Consider the following 24,189-nt stretch of genomic DNA (forward strand, 5'->3'; position numbering starts at 1 on the left):
AAGGATGAACTGGGCGAATTGGGTGAAGTGTTCAACGGTACGGTGGCGAAGATCCATGACCTGATCGAACAGGTCGGCCGCACCGTCGCGGAAGTCGAACGCCAGGCCGGGCAGGTGGAAACGGTATCGGCCCAGAGCAACCAGGCCGTCGCCGGCCAGCGCAGCCAGATCGAACTGGTGGCCACGGCGATGAACCAGATGTCGGCCACGGCCCAGGAAGTGGCCCGCAGTGCCGCCGCTGCCGTGAGCAGTGCCCACAGCGTGAACGACGAGACCCTCAGCGGGCGCGGGCTGGTGGAGTCGCAGCAGGGCAGCATCGCCCGCTTGGCCAGTGAGATCGATCAGTCGGTGCAGGTGATCAACCAACTGGCGACCGACAGCCAGGCCATCAGCCGCGTGCTGGATGTGATCAAGAGCATCGCCGAGCAGACCAATCTGCTGGCCCTCAATGCCGCCATCGAAGCCGCCCGTGCCGGTGAACAGGGTCGGGGGTTTGCGGTGGTGGCCGATGAAGTGCGGACCCTGGCCAAGCGGACCCAGCAATCGACCGAAGAAATCGAAGCGATGATCACCCGCCTGCACGGCGGTGTTGGTGCCGCCGTCAAGGCGATGGGCACCAGTCATGAGATGGCTAGCGGCACGGTCGGTCAATCGGAACAGGTCCAACAGGCCCTGGACAATATCCTCGGTGCGGTCGGCATGATCGTCGACCAGAACCAGCAGATCGCCGCCGCCGTGGAGCAGCAGACGGCCGTGGCCCATGACATCGACCAGAACATCGTCGAGATCAACCGCGCCGGCGAACGCACGGCCGAAGGCGCGCACCAGACCGAAAACGCCAGCCGTGAGCTGTCTGCCCAGGTGGTGCAGCTCAAGCAACTGATCAATGCGTTTCGGGTGTAGACCATTGTGGGAGCGAGCTTGCTCGCGATAGCGGAGTGTCAGGCAAGCTGTTTTTCGACTGATACACCGCTATCGCGAGCAAGCTCGCTCCCACAGGGTTTTTACCAGTTGAACAAATCGCGGGCGTTGGCGGTGCTGGCCTCGGCCAGTCGCTCGGGCGTCACCGCCATGATCCCGGCCAGTGCCTCGCAAATCGCCGGCAAGTGCGCCGGGCTGTTGCGCTGCCCCGGGAACATCGCCGGGGCCATGTCCGGTGAGTCGGTTTCCAGCACCACCGCATCCAGCGGCAGTTTCGCCAGCACCCGGTGCATGCGCAGGGCCTGAGGCCAGGTCGCCGCACCGCCGAGGCCGAGTTTGAAGCCGAGCTTGAGGTATTCGCGGGCCTCTTCAAAACTGCCGGCGAAGGCATGGATGATCCCCGCCCGGGTGGGGCTGATGCGCTTGAGGGTCGCGATCACGGCGGCATGGCTGCGGCGCACGTGGATCAGTGCCGGCAGTTCGAACTCCACGGCCAGTTCCAACTGCGTTTCGAACAGCGCTTGCTGGCGGTCACGGTCCAGGGTCTCGATGTAATAGTCCAGGCCGATCTCGCCCACTGCACACAATTGCCGGTGCCCGGCCAGGCGGCTCAGCCAGTCGCGCAACAACGCCACGTCGTCGGGTCGATGCTGGTCGAGGTACACCGGGTGCAGGCCCAGGGCGGCATGCAGGTCCGGGTCGCTTTGCACCAGGTCCCAGACCCGCTGCCAGTTGTCCCGGTACACGCCCAGCACCACCATTTGCCGCACGCCCAAGGCGCGGCTTTCGGCCAGCAGCGCCGGGCGGTCCGCGTCAAAGTCCGGGAAGTCCAGGTGGGTGTGGGTGTCGATCAACTCCATGCATCAATCCTGAGAAAACGTCAGCCCTGGTGGATCCGCTGCTTGAACGTCCGCGCGATGGCCTGCACGCCAGGCTGGTAGTCATCGTTTTCGATGGCCGCCAGGGCCAGTTCCAGGGCCTTGTCGGCGATCAACTGATGTTGTTGGGACATGGCATTGACCGGCAGCGGCAGGAAATCCAGCAACTGCGTGTCACCAAACGTGCCCAGGCGTAATGGCCGCGACTTGAGCGGGAAATCATGCAGGGCGTCGAACACCCCTTGCAGCAGCACATAGGACGTCGTGATCAATGCATCAGGCAGATGCCCCAGGCGCGCGAGCATTTCATCCATCAACTGCCGGCCGCATTCACGGCTGAACGACTCGCCATGCTCGATCAACACCTGGCCCTCGAACCCGGCCAAGGCTTCGCGAAAACCTGCGGCCCGTTCCTGGCTGATGCTCAATTCGGGACGGGCGCCGATCAAGGCGATTTGCCGAGGGTGGGTCTCCAGCAGGCTGCGCGTCAGGTGCAGGCTGGCCTGGCGGTCGTCGCTGATTACCGAGCAGAAATGCGCCGGTTCCATCACCCGGTCGATGGCGATGATCGGTATGCCCTTGGCCTGCAACTGCTGGTAGCTGTCGTCGCCGGCCGGCAGGCAGCTGGCGACGATCAGCGCATCGCAGCGCCGGGCGCGGAACAGTTGCAACAGTTGCCGCTCACTGTCGGGTGCATCGTCGGAGCTGGCGATCAGCAACTGATAGCCCCGTGCCCGTGCGCCTTGTTCCAGCAACTTGGCGATGCGTGCGTAACTGGGGTTTTCCAGGTCTGGCAGGATGAAGCCCAGGGTGCGGGTGTGCCGGCTGCGCAGCCCGGCGGCCTGGGGGTTGGGCGTGAAGCCGTGTTCCTCGACCACCGCCCGCACCCGTTCGACGGTGGCGCTGCTGATGCGTTGCTGTTCGGCCTTGCCATTGATGACATAGCTGGCGGTGGTTACAGACACACCGGCCAATTGAGCAATATCACTGAGTTTCAACCAGGTTTTCCTTGTTTTTTCGAGTTAGCCCCGAGGATAAGGGCCATCCTACCCGATTCAAGCTGACGGTTACCGCCCAAGCGCTTACGACAAGTTGCACTTCAACGATGAGAGATTATCGAGTAACGTGCCAATCGTTCTAGATTAAACGTTTCAGCAAGCGTATTTTCAAGGCTAGCAGGATTTTTGGCGGTGCTGCCGCGATACCGCCAAAAGCCGTCCTGTAACGCTAAGCTGATTCATTCAAAACAATACCTGGCGCCAACCGGACGCCAAAAAGGAGAAAGCATGCTCGAGCTCACTCTAGAGCAGATATCCATGGCGCAGACGGCTGTGGATAAAGACGCTGCACTGCAACTGCTCGCCGACAAACTGGTGGCCGATGGTCTGGTAGCCGAGGGTTACCTCGCTGGCTTGCAGGCCCGTGAAGCCCAGGGTTCGACCTTTCTTGGCCAAGGTATTGCCATCCCCCACGGCACCCCGCAGACCCGCGACCTGGTCTACTCCACCGGCGTGCGCCTGCTGCAATTCCCCGAAGGCGTGGACTGGGGCGACGGCCAGATTGTCTACCTGGCCATCGGCATCGCCGCCAAGTCCGACGAACACCTGCGCCTGCTGCAACTGCTGACCCGCGCCCTCGGCGAGACGGACCTGGGCCAGGCCTTGCGCCGCGCCGGTTCTGCCGAAGCGCTGCTGAAGCTGCTGCAAGGTGCGCCGCAGGAACTGGCCCTGGATGCCCAGATGATCGGCCTCGGTGTGTCGGCTGACGATTTTGAAGAACTGGTATGGCGCGGCGCCCGCCTGTTGCGCCAGGCCGACTGCGTGAGCAACGGCTTTGCCGGCGTGTTGCAGCAAGTCGATGCGCTGCCCCTGGGCGATGGCTTGTGGTGGCTGCACAGCGAGCAGACCGTCAAGCGCCCTGGCCTGGCGTTCGTCACCCCGGACAAACCCATCCGTTACCTGGGCCAACCGCTGAGCGGACTGTTCTGCCTCGCCAGCCTCGGCGAGGCCCACCAGGCCTTGCTGGAAAGGCTCTGCGCCTTGCTGATCGAAGGCCGCGGCCACGAACTGGGCCGCGCCACCAGCAGCCGCAAGGTGTTGGAAGTGCTCGGCGGCGAATTGCCCGCCGACTGGCCCAGCGCGCGCATCGGCCTGGCCAACGCCCATGGCCTGCATGCACGCCCGGCGAAGATCCTCGCCCAGTTGGCAAAAAGTTTCGACGGCGAAATCCGCGTGCGCATTGTCGACGGCCAGGACAGCGCCGTGTCGGCCAAGAGCTTGAGCAAACTGCTGAGCCTGGGCGCCCGTCGCGGCCAGGTCTTGGAGTTCATCGCCGAACCGAGCATTGCCAACGACGCGTTGCCGGCACTGCTGGCCGCCATCGAAGAAGGCCTGGGCGAAGAGGTCGAACCGCTGCCGCCACCGAGTGCACCACGGGAAACCGTGATGGCCGAGGTCGCGACCGTCATGCTGGCGCCCGAATCCGGCAGCCTGATCCAGGCCGTCGCCGCCGCCCCGGGCATCGCCATCGGCCCGGCTCACATCCAGGTATTGCAGGCCATCGACTATCCGCTGCGCGGTGAATCGGCGGCCATCGAGCGCGAGCGCCTGCAGAACGCCTTGAGCCAGGTGCGCAGTGATATCCAAGGCCTGATCGAACGCGCCAAGGCTAAGGCCATCCGCGAAATCTTCATCACCCACCAGGAAATGCTCGACGACCCGGAACTGACCGACGAAGTCGACACCCGCTTGAAGTTGGGCGAGAGTGCGCAAGCGGCGTGGATGGGGGTGATCGAAGCCGCCGCCAAAGAGCAGGAAGCCTTGCAGGATGCCTTGCTGGCCGAACGGGCCGCCGATCTGCGAGACGTCGGCCGTCGGGTGCTGGCGCAACTGTGTGGCGTCGAAACCCCTAACGAGCCCGATCAACCCTACATCCTGGTGATGGACGAAGTCGGCCCGTCCGACGTGGCCCGCCTGGACCCGACCCGTGTGGCGGGGATTCTCACCGCCCGTGGCGGCGCCACTGCCCACAGCGCCATCGTCGCCCGCGCCCTGGGCATTCCGGCGCTGGTGGGCGCTGGTGCGGCGGTATTGTTGCTGGCGCCGGGTACGTCCTTGCTGCTGGATGGCCAGCGCGGTCGCCTGCACGTCGACCCTGACGCCGCTACGTTGCAGCGCGCCAAGGAAGAGCGCGATACCCGCGAACAGCGTCTCAAGGTCGCGGCCGAGCAGCGCCACGAACCGGCGCTGACCCGTGACGGGCATGCCGTGGAAGTGTTCGCCAATATTGGTGAAAGCGCCGGCGTCGCCAGCGCGGTGGAGCAGGGCGCCGAAGGCATTGGCCTGTTGCGCACCGAACTGATTTTCATGGCCCACAGCCAGGCGCCGGACGAAGCGACCCAGGAAGCCGAATACCGCAAGGTGCTCGATGGCCTGGCCGGGCGGCCGCTGGTGGTGCGTACCCTCGATGTGGGCGGCGACAAGCCGCTGCCGTACTGGCCGATCGCGAAAGAAGAAAACCCGTTCCTCGGCGTGCGGGGCATTCGCCTGACTTTGCAGCGCCCGCAAGTCATGGAAGCGCAATTGCGGGCCTTGCTGCGCTCGGCGGACAGCCGTCCACTGCGGATCATGTTCCCGATGGTGGGCAGCGTCGATGAGTGGCGCCAGGCCCGGGCCATGACCGAGCGTCTGCGCCTGGAAATCCCGGTGGCGGACCTGCAACTGGGGATCATGATCGAAGTGCCGTCCGCCGCGTTGCTCGCGCCCGTGCTGGCCAAGGAAGTCGACTTCTTCAGCGTCGGCACCAATGACCTGACGCAATACACCCTGGCCATCGACCGGGGGCATCCGACCCTTTCGGCCCAGGCCGATGGCTTGCACCCGGCGGTGCTGCAACTGATCGACATCACCGTGCGCGCCGCCCATGCCCATGGCAAATGGGTCGGTGTGTGTGGCGAATTGGCGGCCGATCCGCTGGCGGTGCCGGTGCTGGTGGGCCTGGGCGTGGACGAGCTGAGTGTCTCGGCCCGTAGCATTGCCGAGGTCAAGGCGCGGGTTCGCGAACTGAGCCTGGCGCAAGTACAAACCCTGGCCCAAGCGGCCTTGGCCGTGGGCAGCGCCGATGACGTGCGCGCATTAGTGGAGGCGCTGTAATGGCGAAGATTCTAACCCTGACCCTCAACCCGGCGCTCGACCTCACGGTAGAGTTGGCGCGCCTGGAGCCGGGCCAGGTCAACCGCAGCGACGCCATGCATGCCCACGCCGCTGGCAAGGGCGTGAACGTGGCCCAGGTGTTGGCCGATCTGGGTCATACGCTGACGGTCAGTGGCTTTCTGGGTGAAGACAATGCCCAGGTGTTCGAGACGCTGTTCGCCCACCGGGGTTTTGTCGACGCCTTTATCCGTGTCCCCGGCGAGACCCGCAGCAATATCAAGCTGGCCGAGCAGGACGGGCGCATCACTGACCTCAACGGGCCGGGCCCGGTGGTCGATGCCGGCGCACAGCAGGCCTTGCTGGCGCGGCTGGAACAGATCGCCCCCGGCCACGACGTGGTCGTGGTGGCGGGCAGCTTGCCCCGGGGCGTCAGCCCGCAGTGGTTGCAGGCATTGATCGCACGCTTGAAGACACTCGGCCTGCACGTGGCCCTCGACACCAGTGGCGAAGCCTTGCGCGTTGCCCTGGCGGCGGGGCCGTGGCTGATCAAGCCGAACACCGAGGAACTGGCCGATGCGCTAGGGTGCGAGGTGGTGAGCGAAGCTGCCCAGGCGCAAGCGGCGCAGCGCCTGCATGCCCAGGGTATCGAGCATGTGGTGATTTCCCACGGTGCCGATGGCGTGAACTGGTTCTGCGTCGGTGCGGCGTTGCATGCCTCGCCGCCCAAGGTCAGCGTCGTCAGTACCGTGGGGGCCGGGGATTCGCTGCTGGCGGGCATGCTCCACGGCCTGCTCAGCGCCGACACCCCGGAACAGACACTGCGCACTGCCACGGCCATCGCCGCCATGGCGGTCACGCAGATCGGTTTTGGCATCCACGACACCGCGGTGCTGGCGTCGCTTGAACAGGGCGTGCGCGTGCGCCCCCTGACAGAACAATAAGAGGGTTCGCAAGAATGAAACTAGCCATTGTGACGGCCTGCCCGAACGGCATGGTTACCAGTGTGTTGTGCGCCCGCCTGCTGGACGCCGCGGCGCAGCGCCAGGGTTGGAGTACCAGCGTCGAGGTCCATGACGCGGCCCATCCGGAGCGCCAGTTGTCGGCGGCGACCCTTGAAGCGGCGGAGTGGGTGTTGCTGGTCGCCAGCGGCCCGGTGGACCTGTCGCGGTTCGTCGGCAAGCGGGTGTTCCGCAGCACGCCGGCCCTGGCCCTCCAGGACGTTGATGCGGTGCTGCGTCGTGGCGCCGTAGAGGCTGAGGTTCTGGGCGAGGCAGACGCGTCCGCGCAAGCGCCGGCGGCGTCGGCCGAGCGTGCCCCGCGGTTGGTCGCCATCACCGCATGCCCAACAGGCGTTGCCCATACCTTCATGGCCGCCGAGGCCTTGCAGCAGGCGGCGACGAAGCTTGGCTATGACCTGCAAGTGGAAACCCAGGGTTCGGTGGGGGCGCGCAACCCGTTGAGCGCCGAGGCCATCGCCGAAGCGGACGTGGTGCTGCTGGCGACCGACATTGAAGTCGCCACCGAGCGGTTTGCCGGCAAGAAGATCTACCGTTGCGGCACGGGCATCGCCTTGAAACAGGCCGAAGCGACGCTGAACAAAGCGCTGGTCGAAGCTCGCCAGGAAAGTGCGTCGAGCGGCGCCAGCGCCCCGGCCAAGTCGGAGAAGACCGGCGCCTACAAGCATCTGCTGACGGGCGTGTCGTTCATGCTGCCGATGGTGGTGGCCGGTGGTTTGATGATCGCCTTGTCGTTCGTGTTCGGCATCGAGGCCTTCAAGGAGCCTGGAACCCTGGCGGCCGCGCTGATGCAGATCGGCGGCGAGACCGCGTTCAAATTGATGGTGCCGCTGCTGGCCGGCTACATCGCCTATTCCATCGCCGACCGGCCAGGCCTGGCGCCCGGCATGATCGGCGGGATGCTCGCGAGTACCCTGGGTGCCGGCTTCATTGGCGGGATCATCGCCGGTTTCCTGGCCGGTTACGCGGCCAAGGCGATCAGCCGCTACGCGCGTTTGCCCCAGAGCCTGGAAGCGCTCAAGCCGATCCTGATCATCCCGCTGCTGGCGAGCCTGTTCACCGGCCTGGTGATGATCTACATCGTCGGCAAACCGGTGGCGGGCATGCTCGAGGCCTTGACCCACTTCCTCGACAGCATGGGCACCACCAATGCGATTCTGCTGGGCGTGCTGCTGGGGGCGATGATGTGCGTCGACCTCGGCGGGCCGATCAACAAGGCCGCCTATGCGTTTTCGGTGGGGCTGCTGGCTTCGCAGAGTTATGCACCGATGGCCGCGGCCATGGCTGCCGGTATGGTGCCGCCCATTGGCCTGGGCATCGCCACGTTTATCGCCCGACGCAAATTTGCCCAGACCGAGCGCGAGGCCGGTAAAGCGGCACTGGTGCTGGGACTGTGCTTCATCTCCGAAGGCGCGATCCCGTTCGCGGCCAAGGATCCGCTGCGGGTGATCCCGGCGAGCATCGCCGGCGGTGCGCTGACCGGTGCGCTGTCGATGTACTTCGGCTGCAAGCTCATGGCCCCCCACGGCGGCCTGTTCGTGATGCTGATCCCCAACGCCATCAACCATGCGTTGTTGTACTTGCTGGCGATCGTGGCGGGGAGCCTGCTGACGGCGGTGGCGTACGCGCTGCTCAAGCGGCCTGAGGTGGTGGAGATGGCGTTGGAGCCGGCCAAGGCCTGATCGCTTCTTTGAAGCAATGAAATCCCTCTGTGGGAGCGAGCTTGCTCGCGATAGCGGTGTATCAGTCGACAACTGGGTTGCCTGACACTCCGCCATCGCGAGCAAGCTCGCTCCCACAGTGGTTTTGGGCGTGCATGAAATTCCTGTCACACCCACTTCACACAGCCATGCTTAAGTTTTCCCATTTCAAGGGAGAACACCATGAGCGAATTCGACCTGGGCCGTCGTCGGGTGATGCAAGCCGTGGGGGCGGGGATATTGTTGCCGGGGCTGGCGCCGGCGGTGATGGCTTCGGTCAAGGATCGTCCGGTACTCACCGACGGTGTGCAGTCTGGCGACTTGCAGGGCGACCGGGCGATGATCTGGAGCCGCAGCGACCGTCCGGCGCGAATGGTGGTGGAGTGGGACACCCGCAGCAAGTTCACCAACCCCCGTCGCTTCGTCTCGCCCATGGCCGACGCCCGCAGTGATTTCACCGCCCGGGTCGAACTCACCGGGCTGCCCCGTGACCAGGCGATTTTCTACCGTGTGCATTTCGAAGACGCCCAAAGCGGGGTAGCCAGCGAACCCTGGCTCGGCCACCTGCGCAGCGTGCCGCAGTTCAAGCGCAACATCCGTTTTGTCTGGAGTGGCGACACCGTTGGCCAGGGTTTCGGGATCAACCCGGACATCGGCGGCATGCGCATCTACGAAGCCATGCGCCTGCGCCTGCCGGATTTCTTTATCCACAGCGGCGACACCATCTATGCCGACGGCCCGGTGCCGGCGCAAATCACTGCCGAGGGTGGGCGCATCTGGCGCAATCTCACCACCGACGCCAAGAGCAAGGTCGCCGAAACCCTGGATGAGTATCGCGGCAACTATCGCTACAACCTGATGGACGAAAACGTACGCCGCTTCAATGCCGAAGTGCCACAGATCTGGCAGTGGGACGACCATGAGGTGGTCAACAACTGGTCGCCGGGCAAGCAACTGGACGAGCGTTACCAGACCAAGGATATCCACAGCCTGGTGGGGCGCGCGCGACAGGCCTGGCTGGAATACGCACCGATGCGCCGGCAAAAGGCCGACGGCGGCGGGCGGATCTACCGCAAGCTCGGTTACGGGCCGCTGCTGGATGTGTTCGTGCTGGACATGCGCAGTTACCGCGAAGCCAACGACGCCAACCTCGGCGCGGCCAAACCGTTCCTGGGGCGTGAGCAATTGAATTGGCTCAAGCGCGAGTTGAAGCAATCCCGCGCCCAGTGGAAAGTCATCGCCGCCGACATGCCCATTGGCCTGGGTGTGCCGGATGGCGAGGTCAGCCCCGGCGTGCCGCGTTGGGAAGCGGTCGCCAACGGTGACCCGGGCGCGGCCCAGGGGCGTGAACTGGAGATCGCCGAACTGCTGGGTTACCTGCGCAAGCATCAGGTGCGCAACTACGTCTGGCTCACCGCCGACGTCCACTATTGCGCCGCCCATCACTACCACCCCGAACACGCCGCGTTCCAGGATTTCGAACCGTTCTGGGAGTTCGTCGCCGGGCCATTGAACGCCGGCAGCTTCGGGCCCAACGCCCTGGACAAGACCTTCGGCCCGGAGGTGGTGTTCCAGAAAGCCCCCCGGCCCAGAACACCTCGCCGTTCGCCGGGTATCAATTCTTTGGCGAGGTGAACATCGATGGGCCGAGCGGGGAGATGAGCGTGGTGTTGCGGGATCTGGAAGGGGTGGCGGTGTTCGAGAAGAAGTTGCAGCCCGTGTGAATCTAAAGTCCGCCACAAAACCAATGTGGGAGCGAGCTTGCTCGCGATAGCAGTGTGTCAGTCAATGAAGTGTTGACTGAAGATCCGCTATCGCGAGCAAGCCCGCTCCCACAGGGTTGATGTTGCGGTCAGGATCAGTAGACATCCCGCCGATACCGCCCCTGCTCGATCAGTCGCTCCACTTCCTCGCGCCCCAGGACGTTGTTGAGCACGTGATCGACCCCGGATGCCATGCCCTGCAAGCTGCCGCAGACATAGATCGCCGCGCCGTCGGCCACCCATTGCTTGAGCAGCGCGGCCGACTCCAGCAGACGGTCCTGGACGTAGATTTTCTGCTTCTGATCCCGGGAGAAGGCCAGGTCCAGGCGCTCCAGGTCGCCGGAGGTCACCCATTCCTGCAAGTCATCGCGGCAGTGGAAATCGTGTTCGCGGTTGCGCTCGCCAAACAGCAGCCAGTTGCGCTGCATGCCCTCGGTGACGCGTGCCTTGAGCAGGCTGCGCAGGCCCGCCAGGCCGGTGCCGTTGCCCAGCAGGATCATCGGCACGCCCTGGGGCGGCAGATGGAAGCTGCTGTTGCGGCGCAGCCGCAGGCTGATGGCGCTGCCCAGTGGTGCGTGTTCGGTCAGCCAGCCGGAGCCGACGCCGAGGCTGCCGTCGATGTGACGTTCCTGGCGCACGATCAGCTCCAGCACGCCGTCGGCCGGGATCGAGGCGATGGAGTATTCGCGCATCGCCAGCGGTGCCAGTGCCTCCACCAGCGCCTGGGCATGCAGGCCGACCAGGTGGGCGCGGTTTTCCGGCAACTGGCGGGTCGCCAGGGCCTGATTGAGGCTCTGGGACAGGCCGTCGACTTGCACGCGCGCCTGGCCGGACAGGCCGAGACCATCGAGGAAATGCTCGATGGCCCAGAGGTCATTGCGCGGCAGGATTTCCACCAGGTCACCGGCCAGCCAACTGCTCGGCCCGGGGGCGGTGAGGCCCAGCAGGTACACGCCCGAGCCGCTGCTGTCGGGGTTGAGCAGGGTGCGTTGGCTGAGGGTCCAGTTTTCAAAACTGGGGGGCTGCCAGGTGTCGGCAGGCGCCTGCCCGGTCAGTTCGGCCAGTTGTTGTTGCCAGTGACGCAGGGCGTAAGGGTCGCCGCTGTCGACTTCCACCGGCGCGAACAGGGTCTTGCCGCCGTGTTCCGCCAGCCAGGCGTGCAGGCGCCGGGCGAAACCGCAGAAGTGTTCATATTGCCGGTCGCCCAGGCCGAGCACCGAATACTGCAAGCGCTCCAGGCTCAAGGCCTGGCCCAGCACCTTGCGTTCGAAGCCGCGGGCACTGTCCGGTCCTTCGCCGTCGCCAAAGGTGCTGACCACAAACAGCGCGTGGGTGGCGATGTTCAGGTCCTGCTCGCTAACACCGGCCAATGGCTGGACCTTCACGGGCAAACCGGCGGCCTGGAGTTGGCCGGCAGTCTGCCAGGCCAGTCGCTCGGCGAAACCGCTTTGGCTGGCGAAACCGATCAGCCAGGCCGGCGCATCGGTCGGGTTGGCGCTCAGGGCCTGACGGGCGTTTCTGGCCTGGCGTTTCTTGCGGCGGCGGTCCAGGTACAGCAACCAGCCGGTGATGAAGAACAGCGGCATGGTCAGCGCGGCGACGGTCACCAGGATCCGCCCGACCAGGCCGAAGTAGCTGCCGATATGCAGGGCATAGACACTGGTCAGCAACTGCGCCTTGAGGCTCTTGTCGCTGTAGCGGCTATGCCGGCTGATGACGCCGGTGGCCGGGTCGAGGATGAGCTGGTTCAGCGCCCGGTCGTGAGGTGAGTTTTTCAGCAGGTAGAACACGGTCGCCGGCTGCCCGGCCACGGGCGGCATGCGCACGTTGTAGGCGGACAGGCCGGGGCCTGCGGCGCTGTAGATGCTGCTCCACATGGCCCGGTAATCGGCCACGGGCAGTGGGCCGCTGGGTGCCGGGCCACGATTGCGCACCCGTTCCTCTTCCGGCGCGTCGGAAAGCAGGCGGGTCACGCCTTTGTTGTACCAGTCGTAGGACCAGGTCAGGCCGGTCAGTGCCGCCAGCAGATAGAACACCAGGCACCAGGTACCCGCCACCGAGTGCAGGTCCCAATTGAAGCTGCGACCTTTTTTCCCCCAGTCGAGGGTCAGCCAGGCGCGCCAGCTTTTCCATTGGCGCGGCCAACGCAGGTACAGCCCGGACAGACAGAAGAACACCAGGATCAGCGTGCAGGCCCCGGTGATTTGCCGGCCCACGTCATCCAGGGTCAAGACGCGGTGCAGCCTGAGCATCAGGCCAAAGAAATCCTGGCCGGTCACCTCACCCATGAACTGTGCGGTGTAGGGGTCGAAATAGCGCATGGCATCACGTTTTTCCCCGGGCGGCGCCGCGAAGATCACCCGCGCGGCGTTGCCGCTGTCGGTCTCGACCCAGAGCAGGGCGACGGTCTTGCCGGAGGCGGCTTCGATCTGCTCCACCAACTCGGCGGGCGGCAACACACCGGCCGGTTGCTTCTCGACCGTCAGCACCTGCGGGTTCAAGGCCCGCAGGATTTCATCCTGAAACGACACCACTGCCCCGGTAACGCCCATCAACGCCAGGACCAGCCCGGCACTGATGCCGAAAAACCAGTGCAACTGGAACAGGGTTTTCTTCAACACGTCGCCCGCCTTGTTCATCTATTACTGTTCATCACGGTGCGCATTATGCCGTGTGTTATCGAGAAGCATTCATAAACACACCTAAAAGGTGCCGATCAGTGATGAGGTGAGCGACAAAATCCTGTGGGAGCGAGCTTGCTCGCGATAGCGGCCTGTCAGCCACATCACTGTTGGCTGATTCACTGTTATCGCGAGCAAGCTCGCTCCCACAGGGAAAACGCGGTTTCATCGAGAGCAAAAACAAAAAAACGGCGCTTTCCATTTCTGGAAAAACGCCGTTTTCTATTACGCGACAGGGCTGGAACGATGGACGCTCAAGCGCCCGGACGCATTACACGTAAAACGATTTCAGCGGCGGAAAGCCGTTGAACTCCACCGCGCTATAGCTGGTGGTATAGGCCCCGGTCGACAACCAGTACAGGCGATCGCCAATGGCCAGGTTCAACGGCAGACCGTACTTGTAGTTTTCATACATGATGTCGGCGCTGTCGCAGGTCGGCCCGGCGATGACCACTTCTTCCATCTCGCCTTTCTTCTCGGTCCAGATCGGGAACTTGATGGCTTCGTCCATGGTTTCGATCAGGCCAGAGAACTTGCCCACATCCGTGTACACCCAACGCTCGACAGCGGTACGGGACTTACGCGCCACCAACACCACTTCGCTGACCAGGATACCGGCGTTGGCGATCAACGAACGGCCCGGCTCCAGGATGATTTCCGGCAGGTCGTCGCCGAAGTCTTCCTTGAGGAAGCGGATGATTTCCTCGGCGTAGGTGTCCAGGCTGTTGGTGCGGGTGATGTAGTTGGCCGGGAAGCCGCCACCCATGTTGATCAGCTTCAAGACGATGCCGTCTTCTTCCTTCAGACGCTCGAAGATCACCTTGACCTTGGCGATGGCCGCGTCCCAGACGCTGATGTCGCGCTGTTGCGAGCCGACGTGGAACGAAATGCCGTACGGCACCAGGCCCAGGTCGCGGGCCAGGATCAGCAGGTCCATGGCCATGTCGGTCTGGCAGCCGAACTTGCGCGACAACGGCCAGTCAGCGGTGGTCGAGCCTTCGGTGAGGATCCGCACATAAACCTTCGAACCCGGCGCGGCCTTGGCGATGTTGCGCAGGTCGGCTTCGGAGTCGGTGGCGTACAGGCGCACGCCCTTCTCGTAGAAGTAGCGAATGTCGCGGGATTTCTTGATGGTGTTGCCGTAGCTGATCTGGTCCGGGCCCACGCCACGGCTCATGACTTTATCCAGCTCGTAGATCGAGGCGATGTCGAAGTTCGAGCCTTTGTCCTTGAGCAGGTCGATGATTTCCACCGCCGGGTTGGCCTTGACGGCGTAGTAGACCTTGGCGAATTCGAAACCGGCGCGCAGGTCGTCATAGGCCTGGGAGATCATCGCGGTGTCGATCACCACGAACGGGGTTTCCTGCTTGTCGGCGAACGCTTTCATTTTCTGGAAAGTTTCGCGCGCGAAATAATCTTCGACCTGGATCGACATACTTGGGACTCCTACTGGCAAACATCAGGATCAATGGGTGTGAGGGCAAGCAGCCCTCGTGAACGTCCTCCGTATCCCCACTTTGGTTCGCCTACTTCCCAAGGCATGTCGCCGAAAGCAAAAAGGCCATGGGATACATGATTCCCTTGGCCTTGCTGTCTCGTCGTCAGTACTTGAGCCGGATGGATCGTTTCCAGCATGGACGTTCGGCGCGAACTTTAGGGCGTGAGGGGCCTGAGATCAACTAAAAATGTCGCGTTTTTGCACACATCCGTCGTGCGGCCCGCGACAGCTCATGATGTAACCGACCTGCGTGACAGATTGATGTTCCCGCTGGATGGATAATCGGGGCGTTTCGGGCAGAGACACCATTTTGGTGACCGCCCCGGAAACTGTGGGAGCCGAGCTTGCTCGCGATAGCGGCGGCACAGCCAGCACTACCGCCAACTGACCCACCGCTATCGCGAGCAAGCTCGGCTCCCACAGGGTTCGTTGGGGCGATCAGGCCTGCGCAATCTCCGCCGGCGAAACGATGCTGGTCTTGCCCCACGGGATTTCCCGGAACTCAGGTACTCGGCAATCGATTCCTGGGTCACTTCCCCGAGGAACACCCGCTCGGCGTCCATCACCGGCAGCCACGAGCGGTTGAACTCGTACATGCGCGACAGCAGGATCCGCAGGTGCTCGTCATAGGCCGCGGTGGCGTTGAATTCCCGCAGGTATTGTCCGCACGTGCCGGTCTGGCGGTACAGGTCGCGCCGTCGCACATAGCCCAGGGCCTTGTTCTCGGCACAGGTCACCACCACGTAGCGACGGTCATGTTCGTCCATCAGCTCCAGCGCCTCATTCACCGGCGTTTCCGGGCTGACCGACGGCGCGTTGTCGGCGGCGTCTTCGGCCTTGACCAGCAACAGGCGCTTGAGCGTGCTGTCCTGGCCGACGAAGCTGCTGACGAACTCGTCGGCCGGATGCGCCAGCAACGTGTCCGGGTGATCGCACTGGACCAGCTTGCCGGCGCGGAAGATCGCAATCTTGTCCCCCAGCTTGATGGCTTCGTCGATGTCGTGGCTGACCATGATCACGGTCTTGTTCAGCGCCCGTTGCATCTCGAAGAACTCGTTCTGGATCATCTCGCGGTTGATCGGGTCCACCGCGCCGAACGGTTCGTCCATCAGCAACAGTGGCGCATCGGCCGCCAGGGCCCGGATCACGCCGATCCGTTGCTGCTGGCCGCCCGACAGCTCGCGAGGGTAGCGATGCAGGTACTGCTTGGGCTCGAGCTTGATCATGCTCATCAGTTCGCGGGCACGGTCGTGGCATTTCTGCTTGTCCCAGCCCAGCAGGCGCGGGACCACGGTGATGTTTTCCTCGATGGTCATGTTCGGGAACAGGCCGATCTGCTGGATCACGTAGCCGATGTTGCGGCGCAAGGTCACTTCGTCCAGGTCGGTGGTGTCTTCGCCGTTGATCAATACCTTGCCCGAGGTGGGCGGGATCAGGCGATTGATCATCTTCAGCGTGGTGCTTTTGCCACAGCCCGACGGCCCGAGGAACACGCAGATCTCGCCTTCGTTGACGATCAGGTTCACCGAGTCGACGGCCTTGACGTCCTTGCCGTTGCTCTTGAAGGTTTTGCTGAGGTTTTGAAGTTCGATCATTTCAATAGTCCTTTTGGGGTCAGCGAGCGTTGCAGCCATTGCAGAAGCAGGTCGGCGAAGATGGCCAGGAGACTGACCAGCACGGCGCCGACGATCAGCATCGACATGTCGCTGCGGCTGATGGAAGCGAGGATGAGCACGCCCAGGCCACCGGCGCCGATGGTGGCGGCGATGGTCATGACGCCGATGTTCATGACCACGGCGGTGCGCACGCCGGCCAGGATCACCGGCACGGCGATGGGCAGTTCGACCATGCGCAGGCGCTGGGCGAAGGTCATGCCGATACCGCGGGCGGCTTCACGGATGCCCGGTTCGACGCCGGTCAAGGCCAGGTAGGTGTTGCGCATGATCGGCAACAACGAATAGAGAAACACCGCGGTGATCGCCGGCATCGGCCCCAGGCCCTGGCCGAACTTGGAATAGAACGGCAACAACAGGCCGAACAGGGCAATCGACGGAATCGTCAGCAGCACCGTGGCGCTGGCCTGCAAGGGGCCGGCGAGCGCCGGGAAGCGGGTCATGAAGATGCCCAGGGGCACGCCGACGACAATCGCCAGGGTCACGGCGATGCCCACCAGGGTGATGTGCTGCCAGGTCAGGTGCAGCACCAGCGGCCAGTCCAGATGGGAAAAGGCGTCAAGAAAATCCATGGCTTTTCCTCCAGGTCATTGGGTTGAGAGCAGCGAATGTTGGCGCAGGAAATCGGCGGCAACGGCGGAGGGGCTTTCATGGTTGACGTCCACGCGGGCGTTGAGCTGGCGCATGGTTTCATCGTCGAACAACTCGGCCAGGGGCTTGAGTTGCGCGGCCAGTTGCGGGTGCGCGTCGAGGAACGCCTGGCGCACCACCGGCGCGGCGGTGTAGTCGGGGAAGTAATGCTTGTCGTCTTCCAGCAACTTCAGCTTGAACGCGTTCAGCCGGCCGTCGGTGGTGTACACCAGACCGGCGAACACCTGGCTGTTGCGCAGGGCGGTGTAGACCAGGCCCGCGTCCATCTGCCGGATATTCTTGCGGGTCAGGTTCATGCCGTACTGCTCCACCATGCCCGCCAGGCCGTCGGAACGGTTGGCGAACTCGGTGTCCAGGGCCACCAGATGATTGTCATCGGCTTCGGCCCGCAACACCGTGTTCAATTGGCTGATGGAATTGATTTGCGGATATTGCTGCGCGACTTTTTCCGGCAGCGCCAAGGCGTAGGTGTTGCTGAATTTCGACGGTGCCAGCCAGGCCAGGCCTTTTTTGGCGTCGAGTTCTTTCACCCGGGCGTAGGACTGGGCGCTGTCGAGTTTTTCCGTGACGTGGTTGTAGGCCACCAGCGACACGCCGGTGTATTCCCACAGCAGGTCCAATTGTCCGGTTTCATGGGCGCTGCGGGCCAGGTTGCTGCCCAGGCCGCCGGTGATCTGCGCGTCGTAGCCTTTGCTGCGCAGGTATTGCGCGGTGATTTCCGCCAGCAGTGTCTGCTCGGTGAATACCCGGGCGCCGAGGCGGATCAGCGGTTTTTCAGCGGCTTGGGCGAACCCTGCGAACAGCAGGACACAGCCCAGTATCAAGCTCAACTTCTTCATAAACGATTTCCTTTTTCCAGCCGGCTTATGACGGTCGCAGACCGCGTTCCAGCCAGAGGCGGCTGGCCAGTGTCACCAGGCCGTCGAGCAGCAGCGCCAGCAGGGCGGTGCAGGCTGCGCCGAGCAACAGCTGCGGCTGGTTGTTCAAGGCGATGCCGGGGAAGATCAGGCTGCCGAGGCTGTTGGCGCCGATCAGGAACGCCAGGGGCGCGGTGCCGACGTTGATCGCCAGGGCCACGCGCACGCCACCGACGATGATCGGCACGGCGTTGGGCAACTCGACTTTCCACAGCACCTGGCGTGGGGTCATGCCGATGCCGACGGCGGCTTCCTTGAGGGAACCCTGGACATTCTTCAGGCCTTCATAGGTGTTGCGCACGATGGGCAGCAGCGAGGCGAGGAACAGGGCGAAGATGGCAGGTCCGCTGCCGATGCCCAGGATGCCCAGGGCGATGGCCAGCACGGCCAGGGGCGGTACCGTATTGCCGATGTTGAACACTTGCATGAAGCGTTCGGCGCGCCCGACCAGGCCGGGGCGGCTGAGGGCGATGCCAGCGGGGATGCCGACAATGAGGGCCGCCAGCATGGAGGCCAATACAAGCATCAGGTGCGCTTGCAGGTAAAACAGCAGATCGTCGCGGTAGCGTTGGATCGTATCGATGCCGATCCAGTGGATCAACAGGGCCAGGAGCGCGACGACGACCGCACCCCCGATAAGCCCTTTGCCATAGCGGATAGCCACAGGCGGACTCCTTTGTCTTTCAGTCGGCGCACGCTTTCCCGGGCGGCAAACCATCACTGGTTGCCGGGAAAACGTTCGCGAGAAGCAGCTCTTTTCGAGGTCGGTAAACGGCCGTCGAAGTGAGCCATGAGCGCAGCCTCGTCAGGCTAACTTGCTGATTTTTCAGCCCCTGACGGTTGCTCGTATCAGGGGGGTGGACGCCTCCACGCGGCAAAAGGTTCCCATGCGAGGAATGATCTGGCCACCCTGGATGTGCTCAACGGTTCGGTTCCTGGCACAAGTTGAGCTATAATCGCCGCCCTTTTTTGAATCACCTGCCAGGCGATTTCCCATGACCAAACAGGCCGCCGAAGTCGCGAAACGCCGCACTTTCGCCATTATTTCCCACCCCGATGCCGGTAAGACCACCATCACCGAAAAGCTCTTGCTGATGGGCAAGGCGATTGCGGTCGCCGGCACGGTGAAGTCTCGCAAGTCCGATCGCCATGCCACCTCCGACTGGATGGAAATGGAAAAGCAGCGGGGCATCTCCATTACCACGTCGGTCATGCAGTTCCCGTATCGCGATCACATGATCAACCTGCTCGATACTCCGGGCCACGAAGACTTCTCCGAAGACACTTACCGCACCCTGACGGCAGTGGACTCGGCCTTGATGGTCCTCGACGGCGGTAAAGGCGTCGAACCACGGACCATCGCGCTGATGGACGTCTGCCGCCTGCGGGACACGCCGATCGTCAGTTTCATCAACAAACTCGACCGCGACATCCGCGACCCGATCGAACTGCTCGACGAGATCGAAGCGGTCCTGAAGATCAAGGCGGCGCCGATCACCTGGCCGATCGGTTGCTACCGCGACTTCAAGGGCGTGTACCACCTGGCCGACGACTACATCATCGTCTACACCGCCGGGCACGGGCACGAGCGCACCGAGGTGAAGATCATCGAGAAGCTCGACTCCGACGAGGCCCGCGCGCATTTGGGCGATGAATACGAGCGTTTCGTCGAGCAACTGGAGCTGGTGCAGGGCGCCTGCCACGAGTTCAACCAGCAGGAATTCCTCGACGGCCAACTGACCCCGGTGTTCTTCGGTACGGCCCTGGGCAACTTCGGCGTGGACCATGTGCTCGACGCCGTGGTGGACTGGGCCCCGCGCCCGCTGCCGCGCGTTGCCAACGAGCGCACCGTGGAGCCGGTGGAAGAGAAGTTCTCGGGCTTCGTGTTCAAGATCCAGGCGAACATGGACCCCAAGCACCGCGACCGTATCGCCTTCATGCGCATCTGCTCCGGCAAATACGACAAGGGCATGAAGATGCGCCACGTGCGCACTGGCAAGGACGTGCGCATCGGCGACGCCTTGACCTTCTTCTCCTCGGAACGCGAGCAACTGGAAGAAGCCTTCGCCGGTGACATCATCGGCCTGCACAACCACGGCACCATCCAGATCGGCGACACCTTCACCGAAGGCGAAGCCCTGGGTTTCACCGGCATCCCGCACTTCGCCCCGGAACTGTTCCGCCGCGTACGCCTGAAGGACCCGCTCAAGTCCAAGCAACTGCGCCAGGGCCTGCAGCAATTGGCCGAAGAGGGCGCCACCCAGGTGTTCTTCCCGGAGCGCAGCAACGACATCATCCTCGGCGCCGTCGGTGTGCTGCAGTTCGATGTGGTCGCCAGCCGCTTGAAAGAGGAATACAAGGTTGAATGCTCCTACGAGCCAATCACCGTGTACTCCGCCCGTTGGGTCGAATGCGGCGACAAGAAAAAGCTCGAGGAATTCTCCAACAAGGCTGTGGAAAACCTCGCCTTGGATGGCGGCGGTCACCTGACCTACCTGGCCCCGACCCGGGTCAACCTGGCGCTGATGGAAGAGCGCTGGCCGGATGTGAAATTCCGCGCGACCCGTGAGCATCACTAAGCATCAAGAGTGACCCATTGTGGGAGCGAGCTTGCTCGCGATAGCAGTGGGTCAGCTTGCCTGGATGTGGGATGTGCTGCCGTCATCGCGAGCAAGCTCGCTCCCACATTGGTTTTGTGCCAATCCTCAATCTCTCGATCACTCATGACCCCCTGTGGGTGCGAGCTTGCTCGCGATAGCGGTGGGTCAGCTTGCCTGGATGTTGGATGTGTTGCCGTCATCGCGAGCAAGCTCGCTCCCACACTGGGTTTTGGCGGTTAGTTGGATTGGAGATAACCCTTATTCGAAACCAATCTGTCGAGCAGCGGCATTTCTGGCTGTTATGCAGCGTCCTATCTGGTGAACCGGCCTGTTCAGAACTAGATTTCTTGAGCGCCGTCAGGCCCCGGCTTCATCCGGAAAAGAAGGAGTTGGCTATGAACAAGCTGCTACGCATGATGTTTTTGCTGAAGGTGTTGGTGATGCTGTCCCTGGGCTCTACCGCCGTATGGGCCGAATGCGATGAGCATGAGCAGCACGCGTCGAATGGGCAAATGGCGCAAGGCGAGATGATGCTTGCCGCGACCACCACACAGGAGTCGGGTGATCAGGATGATGACTCGCCCATCGACCAGGATCCTGACGACGGCGGGGATAGTGGTGATGGTGGTGAGGGCGACGATGCCGACGAAGGCGATAGCCAGACGTAGAATCGAGGCCAATAAAAAACCCTCCTGCCCGACTGTTGCTTCGTCGGGCGGAGGGTTTTTCATGTACTCAGCCTGATGCATCACCCGTGGCGAGGGAGCTTGCTCCCGCTGGACTGCGCAGCAGGCCCAAAAGGAAGGTCCGCTTCGCGGCCCAGCGGGAGCAAGCTCCCTCGCCACACGTGCTCTATCTGCCTTTTGCCTTATGCCGCGCCTTCGAGGAACCGCTCGGCGTAGTGACAGGCCACCAGCCGGTTATCGAGCGGGCGAAGCGCCGGTTCTTCGGTCTTGCAACGTTCGGTGGCGTACGGGCAGCGCTTGTGGAAGGCGCAGCCGGACGGTGGGTTGAGCGGGTTGGGCAGCTCGCCGACGATCTTGATCTTCGGCTTGTTCGGGTCCGGGTGGATGGTCGGCGTGGCCGACAGCAGCGCCTGGGTGTACGGGTGCAGCGGGCGGCTGTAGATGGACTCGTTGGGGCCCATCTCCACCGGGCGACCGAGGTACATCACCATCACGTCGTCGGCCACGTGTTGCACCACCGCCAGGTTGTGGGAAATGAACACGTAGGCGGTGTTGAACTCCTGCTGCAAGTCCATGAACAGGTTGAGCACTTGGGCCTGGATCGATACGTCCAGCGCCGACGTCGGTTCGTCCGCCACCAGCACCTTGGGTTGCAGCATCATGGCACGGGCCAGGGCGATGCGCTGGCGCTGGCCGCCGGAGAACATGTGCGGGTAGCGCTGGTAATGCTCGGGGCGCAAGCCCACCTGCTTCATCATCGCCTGGACTTTTTCCCGCCGTTCGGTGGCCGACAGGTTGGTGTTGATCAGCAACGGTTCGGCCAGCTGATCACCGATTTTCTGTCGCGGGTTGAGGGACGCATAGGGGCTCTGGAACACCATCTGCACGTCTTTGCGCAATTGCTTGCGTTCGGCCTTGTTGGCGCCGGTCACTTCCTGCCCGGCGATTTTCAAGGAGCCGGAGGACGGTTCTTCGATCAGCGTCAGGGCCCGGGCCAGGGTGGATTTGCCGCAACCGGATTCACCCACCACGGCCAGGGTCTTGCCGGCTTCCAGTTCGAACGACACACCGTTGAGGGCGCGCACGGTCGCATGGCCCTTGAACATGCCACGGGACACTTCGTAATGACGGGTCAGGTCACGGGCGGTAAGTACGACGGCCATCACGCCACCTCCTGGTTCAACGGGTAGAAGCAGCGGGCGAGGCTGTTGGATTTCGCATCGAGGGCCGGGCGTTGTTGCCGGCAGTTGTCCTGCACGTACGGGCAGCGCGGCGACAGCAGGCAGCCTTGCGGACGGTCGTAGCGGCCGGGCACGATGCCCGGCAGGGTCGCCAGGCGCTCGGCGCCCATGCTGTGCTCCGGAATCGCCGCCAGCAGCGCTTCGCTGTACGGGTGGGCCGGAATGTCGAACAGTTGCGGCACCTGGCCCACTTCCACGGCCTGGCCGGCGTACATCACGCACACGCGCTGGGCGGTTTCAGCCACCACGGCCAGGTCATGGGTGATCAGCACCAGGCCCATGTCCTGTTCTTTTTGCAGGGCCAGCAGCAGGTCCATGATCTGGGCCTGGATGGTCACGTCGAGGGCGGTGGTCGGTTCGTCGGCGATCAGCAACTTCGGCTCGCCGGCAATGGCCATGGCAATCGCCACGCGCTGGCTCATGCCACCGGACAACTGATGGGGGTAGGCGTCCATGCGGCTGGCAGCGCCCGGGATCTCGACTTTTTCCAGCAGTTCGATGGCGCGCTTGCGGGCGGCCTTGCCGGACATCTTCAGGTGCAGGCGCAACACTTCTTCGATCTGGAAACCCACGGTGTAGCTGGGGTTGAGCGCGGTCATCGGGTCCTGGAAGACCATCGCCAGGTCTTTGCCGACGATCTGCCGGCGCTGGCGGTTGCTCAGCTTGAGCATGTTCTTGCCGTCGAAGTTCAGCGCATCGGCGGTGACGATGCCGGGGTGCTCGATCAGGCCCATCAGCGCCATCATGGTCACGGATTTACCCGAGCCCGATTCGCCGACGATCGCCAGGACTTCGCCTTTTTCCACGCTCAGGTCCAGGCCATCGACCACTGGCACGGCGGTGGCGTCGCCGAAGCGAACGTTGAGATTCTTGATTTCTAGCAGTGACATGGGAATCTCCTCAGGCGGCATTCTTGAGTTTCGGGTCCAGCGCATCGCGCAGACCGTCGCCCATCAGGTTGATTGCCAGCACGCTGAGCAAAATGGTCAAGCCAGGCAGGCTCACGACCCACCAGGCGCGTTCGATGTAGTCCCGGGCCGAGGCCAGCATGGTGCCCCACTCCGGGGTTGGCGGTTGCACGCCGAGGCCGAGGAAGCCCAGGGCGGCGGCGTCGAGGATCGCCGAGGAAAAGCTCAGCGTCGCCTGGACGATCAGCGGTGCCATGCAGTTGGGCAGCACGGTGATGAACATCAGGCGCGGCAGGCCGGCACCGGCCAGGCGGGCGGCGGTCACGTAGTCACGGTTCAGTTCGCCCATCACGGCGGCGCGGGTCAGGCGCACGTAGGACGGCAGCGAGACGATGGCGATGGCGATCACGGTGTTGATCAGGCCTGGGCCGAGGATGGCGACAATCGCCACGGCCAGCAGCAGCGAAGGCAGGGCCAGCATGATGTCCATCAGGCGCATGATGGTCGGGCCGAGGATGCGCGGGAAGAACCCGGCGAACAGCCCCAGCAGGATGCCCGGGATCAGCGACATCACCACCGACGACAAACCGATCAGCAGCGACAGGCGCGAACCCTGGATCAGGCGTGACAGCAAATCGCGGCCCAGTTCGTCGGTGCCCAGCAGGAACTGGATCTGCCCGCCTTCAAGCCACGCCGGCGGCGTCAGCAGGAAGTCGCGGTACTGCTCGCTCGGGTCGTGAGGCGCGACCCATGGCGCGAAGAGCGCGCAGAACACCACCAGGATCATGAACAGCAGCCCGGCCACGGCGCCCTTGTTGCGGGAAAACGCGTGCCAGAATTCTTTGTACGGGGACGGGTACAGCAGGCTTTGATCGACTGCTACCGCGGTAGTTGGAGTACTCATG

At 63.5% G+C, this 24,189-nt stretch carries 16 protein-coding genes and 2 pseudogenes; 7 read left to right on the forward strand and 11 right to left on the reverse strand.

Features of this window, described 5'->3' with window-relative positions:
* Positions 1-198 precede the first annotated feature (198 nt).
* Entirely contained in the window at positions 199-903 is a 705-nt protein-coding gene (locus ACZ5M5_RS04675) for a methyl-accepting chemotaxis protein (protein WP_464739325.1), read from the forward strand.
* A 101-nt stretch (positions 904-1,004) separates the two neighbouring features.
* Here the strand turns inward: ACZ5M5_RS04675 and ACZ5M5_RS04680 are convergent, their stop codons facing one another.
* Both ACZ5M5_RS04680 and cra read right to left on the reverse strand, forming a co-directional pair.
* Positions 1,005-1,781, reverse strand: a complete 777-nt coding sequence (locus ACZ5M5_RS04680; protein WP_060739207.1) for a TatD family hydrolase — start codon at positions 1,779-1,781, stop codon at positions 1,005-1,007.
* Positions 1,782-1,801: 20 nt separating this feature from the next.
* Positions 1,802-2,797 carry a catabolite repressor/activator gene (cra, locus tag ACZ5M5_RS04685; protein WP_060739206.1) on the reverse strand — a complete coding sequence of 332 codons (996 nt, stop codon included), beginning with the start codon at positions 2,795-2,797 and terminating at the stop codon, positions 1,802-1,804.
* Positions 2,798-3,085: 288 nt separating this feature from the next.
* Here cra and ptsP point away from each other — a divergent pair, with 288 nt between their 5' ends.
* The 4 genes and pseudogenes from ptsP to ACZ5M5_RS04705 all read left to right on the forward strand — a co-directional run bounded on the left by ptsP (position 3,086) and on the right by ACZ5M5_RS04705 (position 10,390).
* Entirely contained in the window at positions 3,086-5,950 is a 2,865-nt protein-coding gene (gene ptsP / locus ACZ5M5_RS04690; protein WP_464738709.1) for a phosphoenolpyruvate--protein phosphotransferase, read from the forward strand.
* A complete protein-coding gene (pfkB, locus tag ACZ5M5_RS04695) occupies positions 5,950-6,891 on the forward strand; it encodes a 1-phosphofructokinase (RefSeq protein ID WP_464738710.1) in 942 nt (313 codons plus the stop codon). Before ptsP ends, pfkB begins: the two co-directional genes overlap by 1 nt.
* Before the next feature lie 14 nt (positions 6,892-6,905).
* Entirely contained in the window at positions 6,906-8,648 is a 1,743-nt protein-coding gene (locus tag ACZ5M5_RS04700; RefSeq protein ID WP_464738711.1) for a PTS fructose-like transporter subunit IIB, read from the forward strand.
* A gap of 201 nt (positions 8,649-8,849) precedes the next feature.
* Positions 8,850-10,390 (forward strand): annotated as a pseudogene (locus ACZ5M5_RS04705) (alkaline phosphatase D family protein).
* A 134-nt stretch (positions 10,391-10,524) separates the two neighbouring features.
* On the opposite strand, the gene ACZ5M5_RS04710 reads toward ACZ5M5_RS04705, so the two are convergent.
* The 6 genes and pseudogenes from ACZ5M5_RS04710 to ACZ5M5_RS04735 all read right to left on the reverse strand — a co-directional run bounded on the left by ACZ5M5_RS04710 (position 10,525) and on the right by ACZ5M5_RS04735 (position 18,513).
* Positions 10,525-13,050, reverse strand: coding sequence for a PepSY domain-containing protein (locus tag ACZ5M5_RS04710; protein WP_177431693.1), 2,526 nt, complete (start codon positions 13,048-13,050; stop codon positions 10,525-10,527).
* Between the two features lie 331 nt (positions 13,051-13,381).
* The gene (locus ACZ5M5_RS04715) at positions 13,382-14,545 is read right to left on the reverse strand and encodes a type III PLP-dependent enzyme (protein WP_060739200.1); all 1,164 of its coding nucleotides are present in this window, start codon (positions 14,543-14,545) and stop codon (positions 13,382-13,384) included.
* Between the two features lie 501 nt (positions 14,546-15,046).
* Positions 15,047-16,203 (reverse strand): annotated as a pseudogene (locus ACZ5M5_RS04720) (osmoprotectant ABC transporter ATP-binding protein OsmV).
* Entirely contained in the window at positions 16,200-16,853 is a 654-nt protein-coding gene (locus ACZ5M5_RS04725) for an ABC transporter permease (protein ID WP_060739198.1), read from the reverse strand. Before ACZ5M5_RS04725 ends, ACZ5M5_RS04720 begins: the two are co-directional and overlap by 4 nt.
* Positions 16,854-16,868: 15 nt before the next feature.
* Positions 16,869-17,771, reverse strand: a complete 903-nt coding sequence (locus ACZ5M5_RS04730; RefSeq protein ID WP_060739197.1) for a glycine betaine ABC transporter substrate-binding protein — start codon at positions 17,769-17,771, stop codon at positions 16,869-16,871.
* 25 nt (positions 17,772-17,796) lie between these two features.
* Positions 17,797-18,513, reverse strand: a complete 717-nt coding sequence (locus ACZ5M5_RS04735) for an ABC transporter permease (protein ID WP_060739196.1) — start codon at positions 18,511-18,513, stop codon at positions 17,797-17,799.
* A gap of 331 nt (positions 18,514-18,844) precedes the next feature.
* Between ACZ5M5_RS04735 and ACZ5M5_RS04740 the strand changes: the two genes are divergently transcribed.
* Both ACZ5M5_RS04740 and ACZ5M5_RS04745 read left to right on the forward strand, forming a co-directional pair.
* On the forward strand, positions 18,845-20,428 hold the full coding sequence (locus tag ACZ5M5_RS04740; RefSeq protein WP_060739195.1) for a peptide chain release factor 3: 1,584 nt from the start codon (positions 18,845-18,847) through the stop codon (positions 20,426-20,428).
* A gap of 416 nt (positions 20,429-20,844) precedes the next feature.
* The gene (locus ACZ5M5_RS04745) at positions 20,845-21,117 is read left to right on the forward strand and encodes a hypothetical protein (RefSeq protein ID WP_060739194.1); all 273 of its coding nucleotides are present in this window, start codon (positions 20,845-20,847) and stop codon (positions 21,115-21,117) included.
* A gap of 200 nt (positions 21,118-21,317) precedes the next feature.
* On the opposite strand, the gene ACZ5M5_RS04750 is transcribed toward ACZ5M5_RS04745, so the two are convergent.
* The 3 genes from ACZ5M5_RS04750 to ACZ5M5_RS04760 are packed head-to-tail and all read right to left on the reverse strand — an operon-like array spanning position 21,318 to position 24,188.
* Complete coding sequence (locus ACZ5M5_RS04750; protein ID WP_060739193.1) at positions 21,318-22,298, reverse strand: peptide ABC transporter ATP-binding protein; 981 nt, start codon at positions 22,296-22,298, stop codon at positions 21,318-21,320.
* Positions 22,298-23,266, reverse strand: coding sequence for an ABC transporter ATP-binding protein (locus tag ACZ5M5_RS04755; protein WP_060739192.1), 969 nt, complete (start codon positions 23,264-23,266; stop codon positions 22,298-22,300). Before ACZ5M5_RS04755 ends, ACZ5M5_RS04750 begins: the two co-directional genes overlap by 1 nt.
* Before the next feature lie 10 nt (positions 23,267-23,276).
* A complete protein-coding gene (locus ACZ5M5_RS04760; protein WP_060739191.1) occupies positions 23,277-24,188 on the reverse strand; it encodes an ABC transporter permease subunit in 912 nt (303 codons plus the stop codon).
* Position 24,189 lies beyond the last annotated feature (1 nt).

It is taken from the genome of Pseudomonas sp. Van50 (assembly GCF_055390755.1).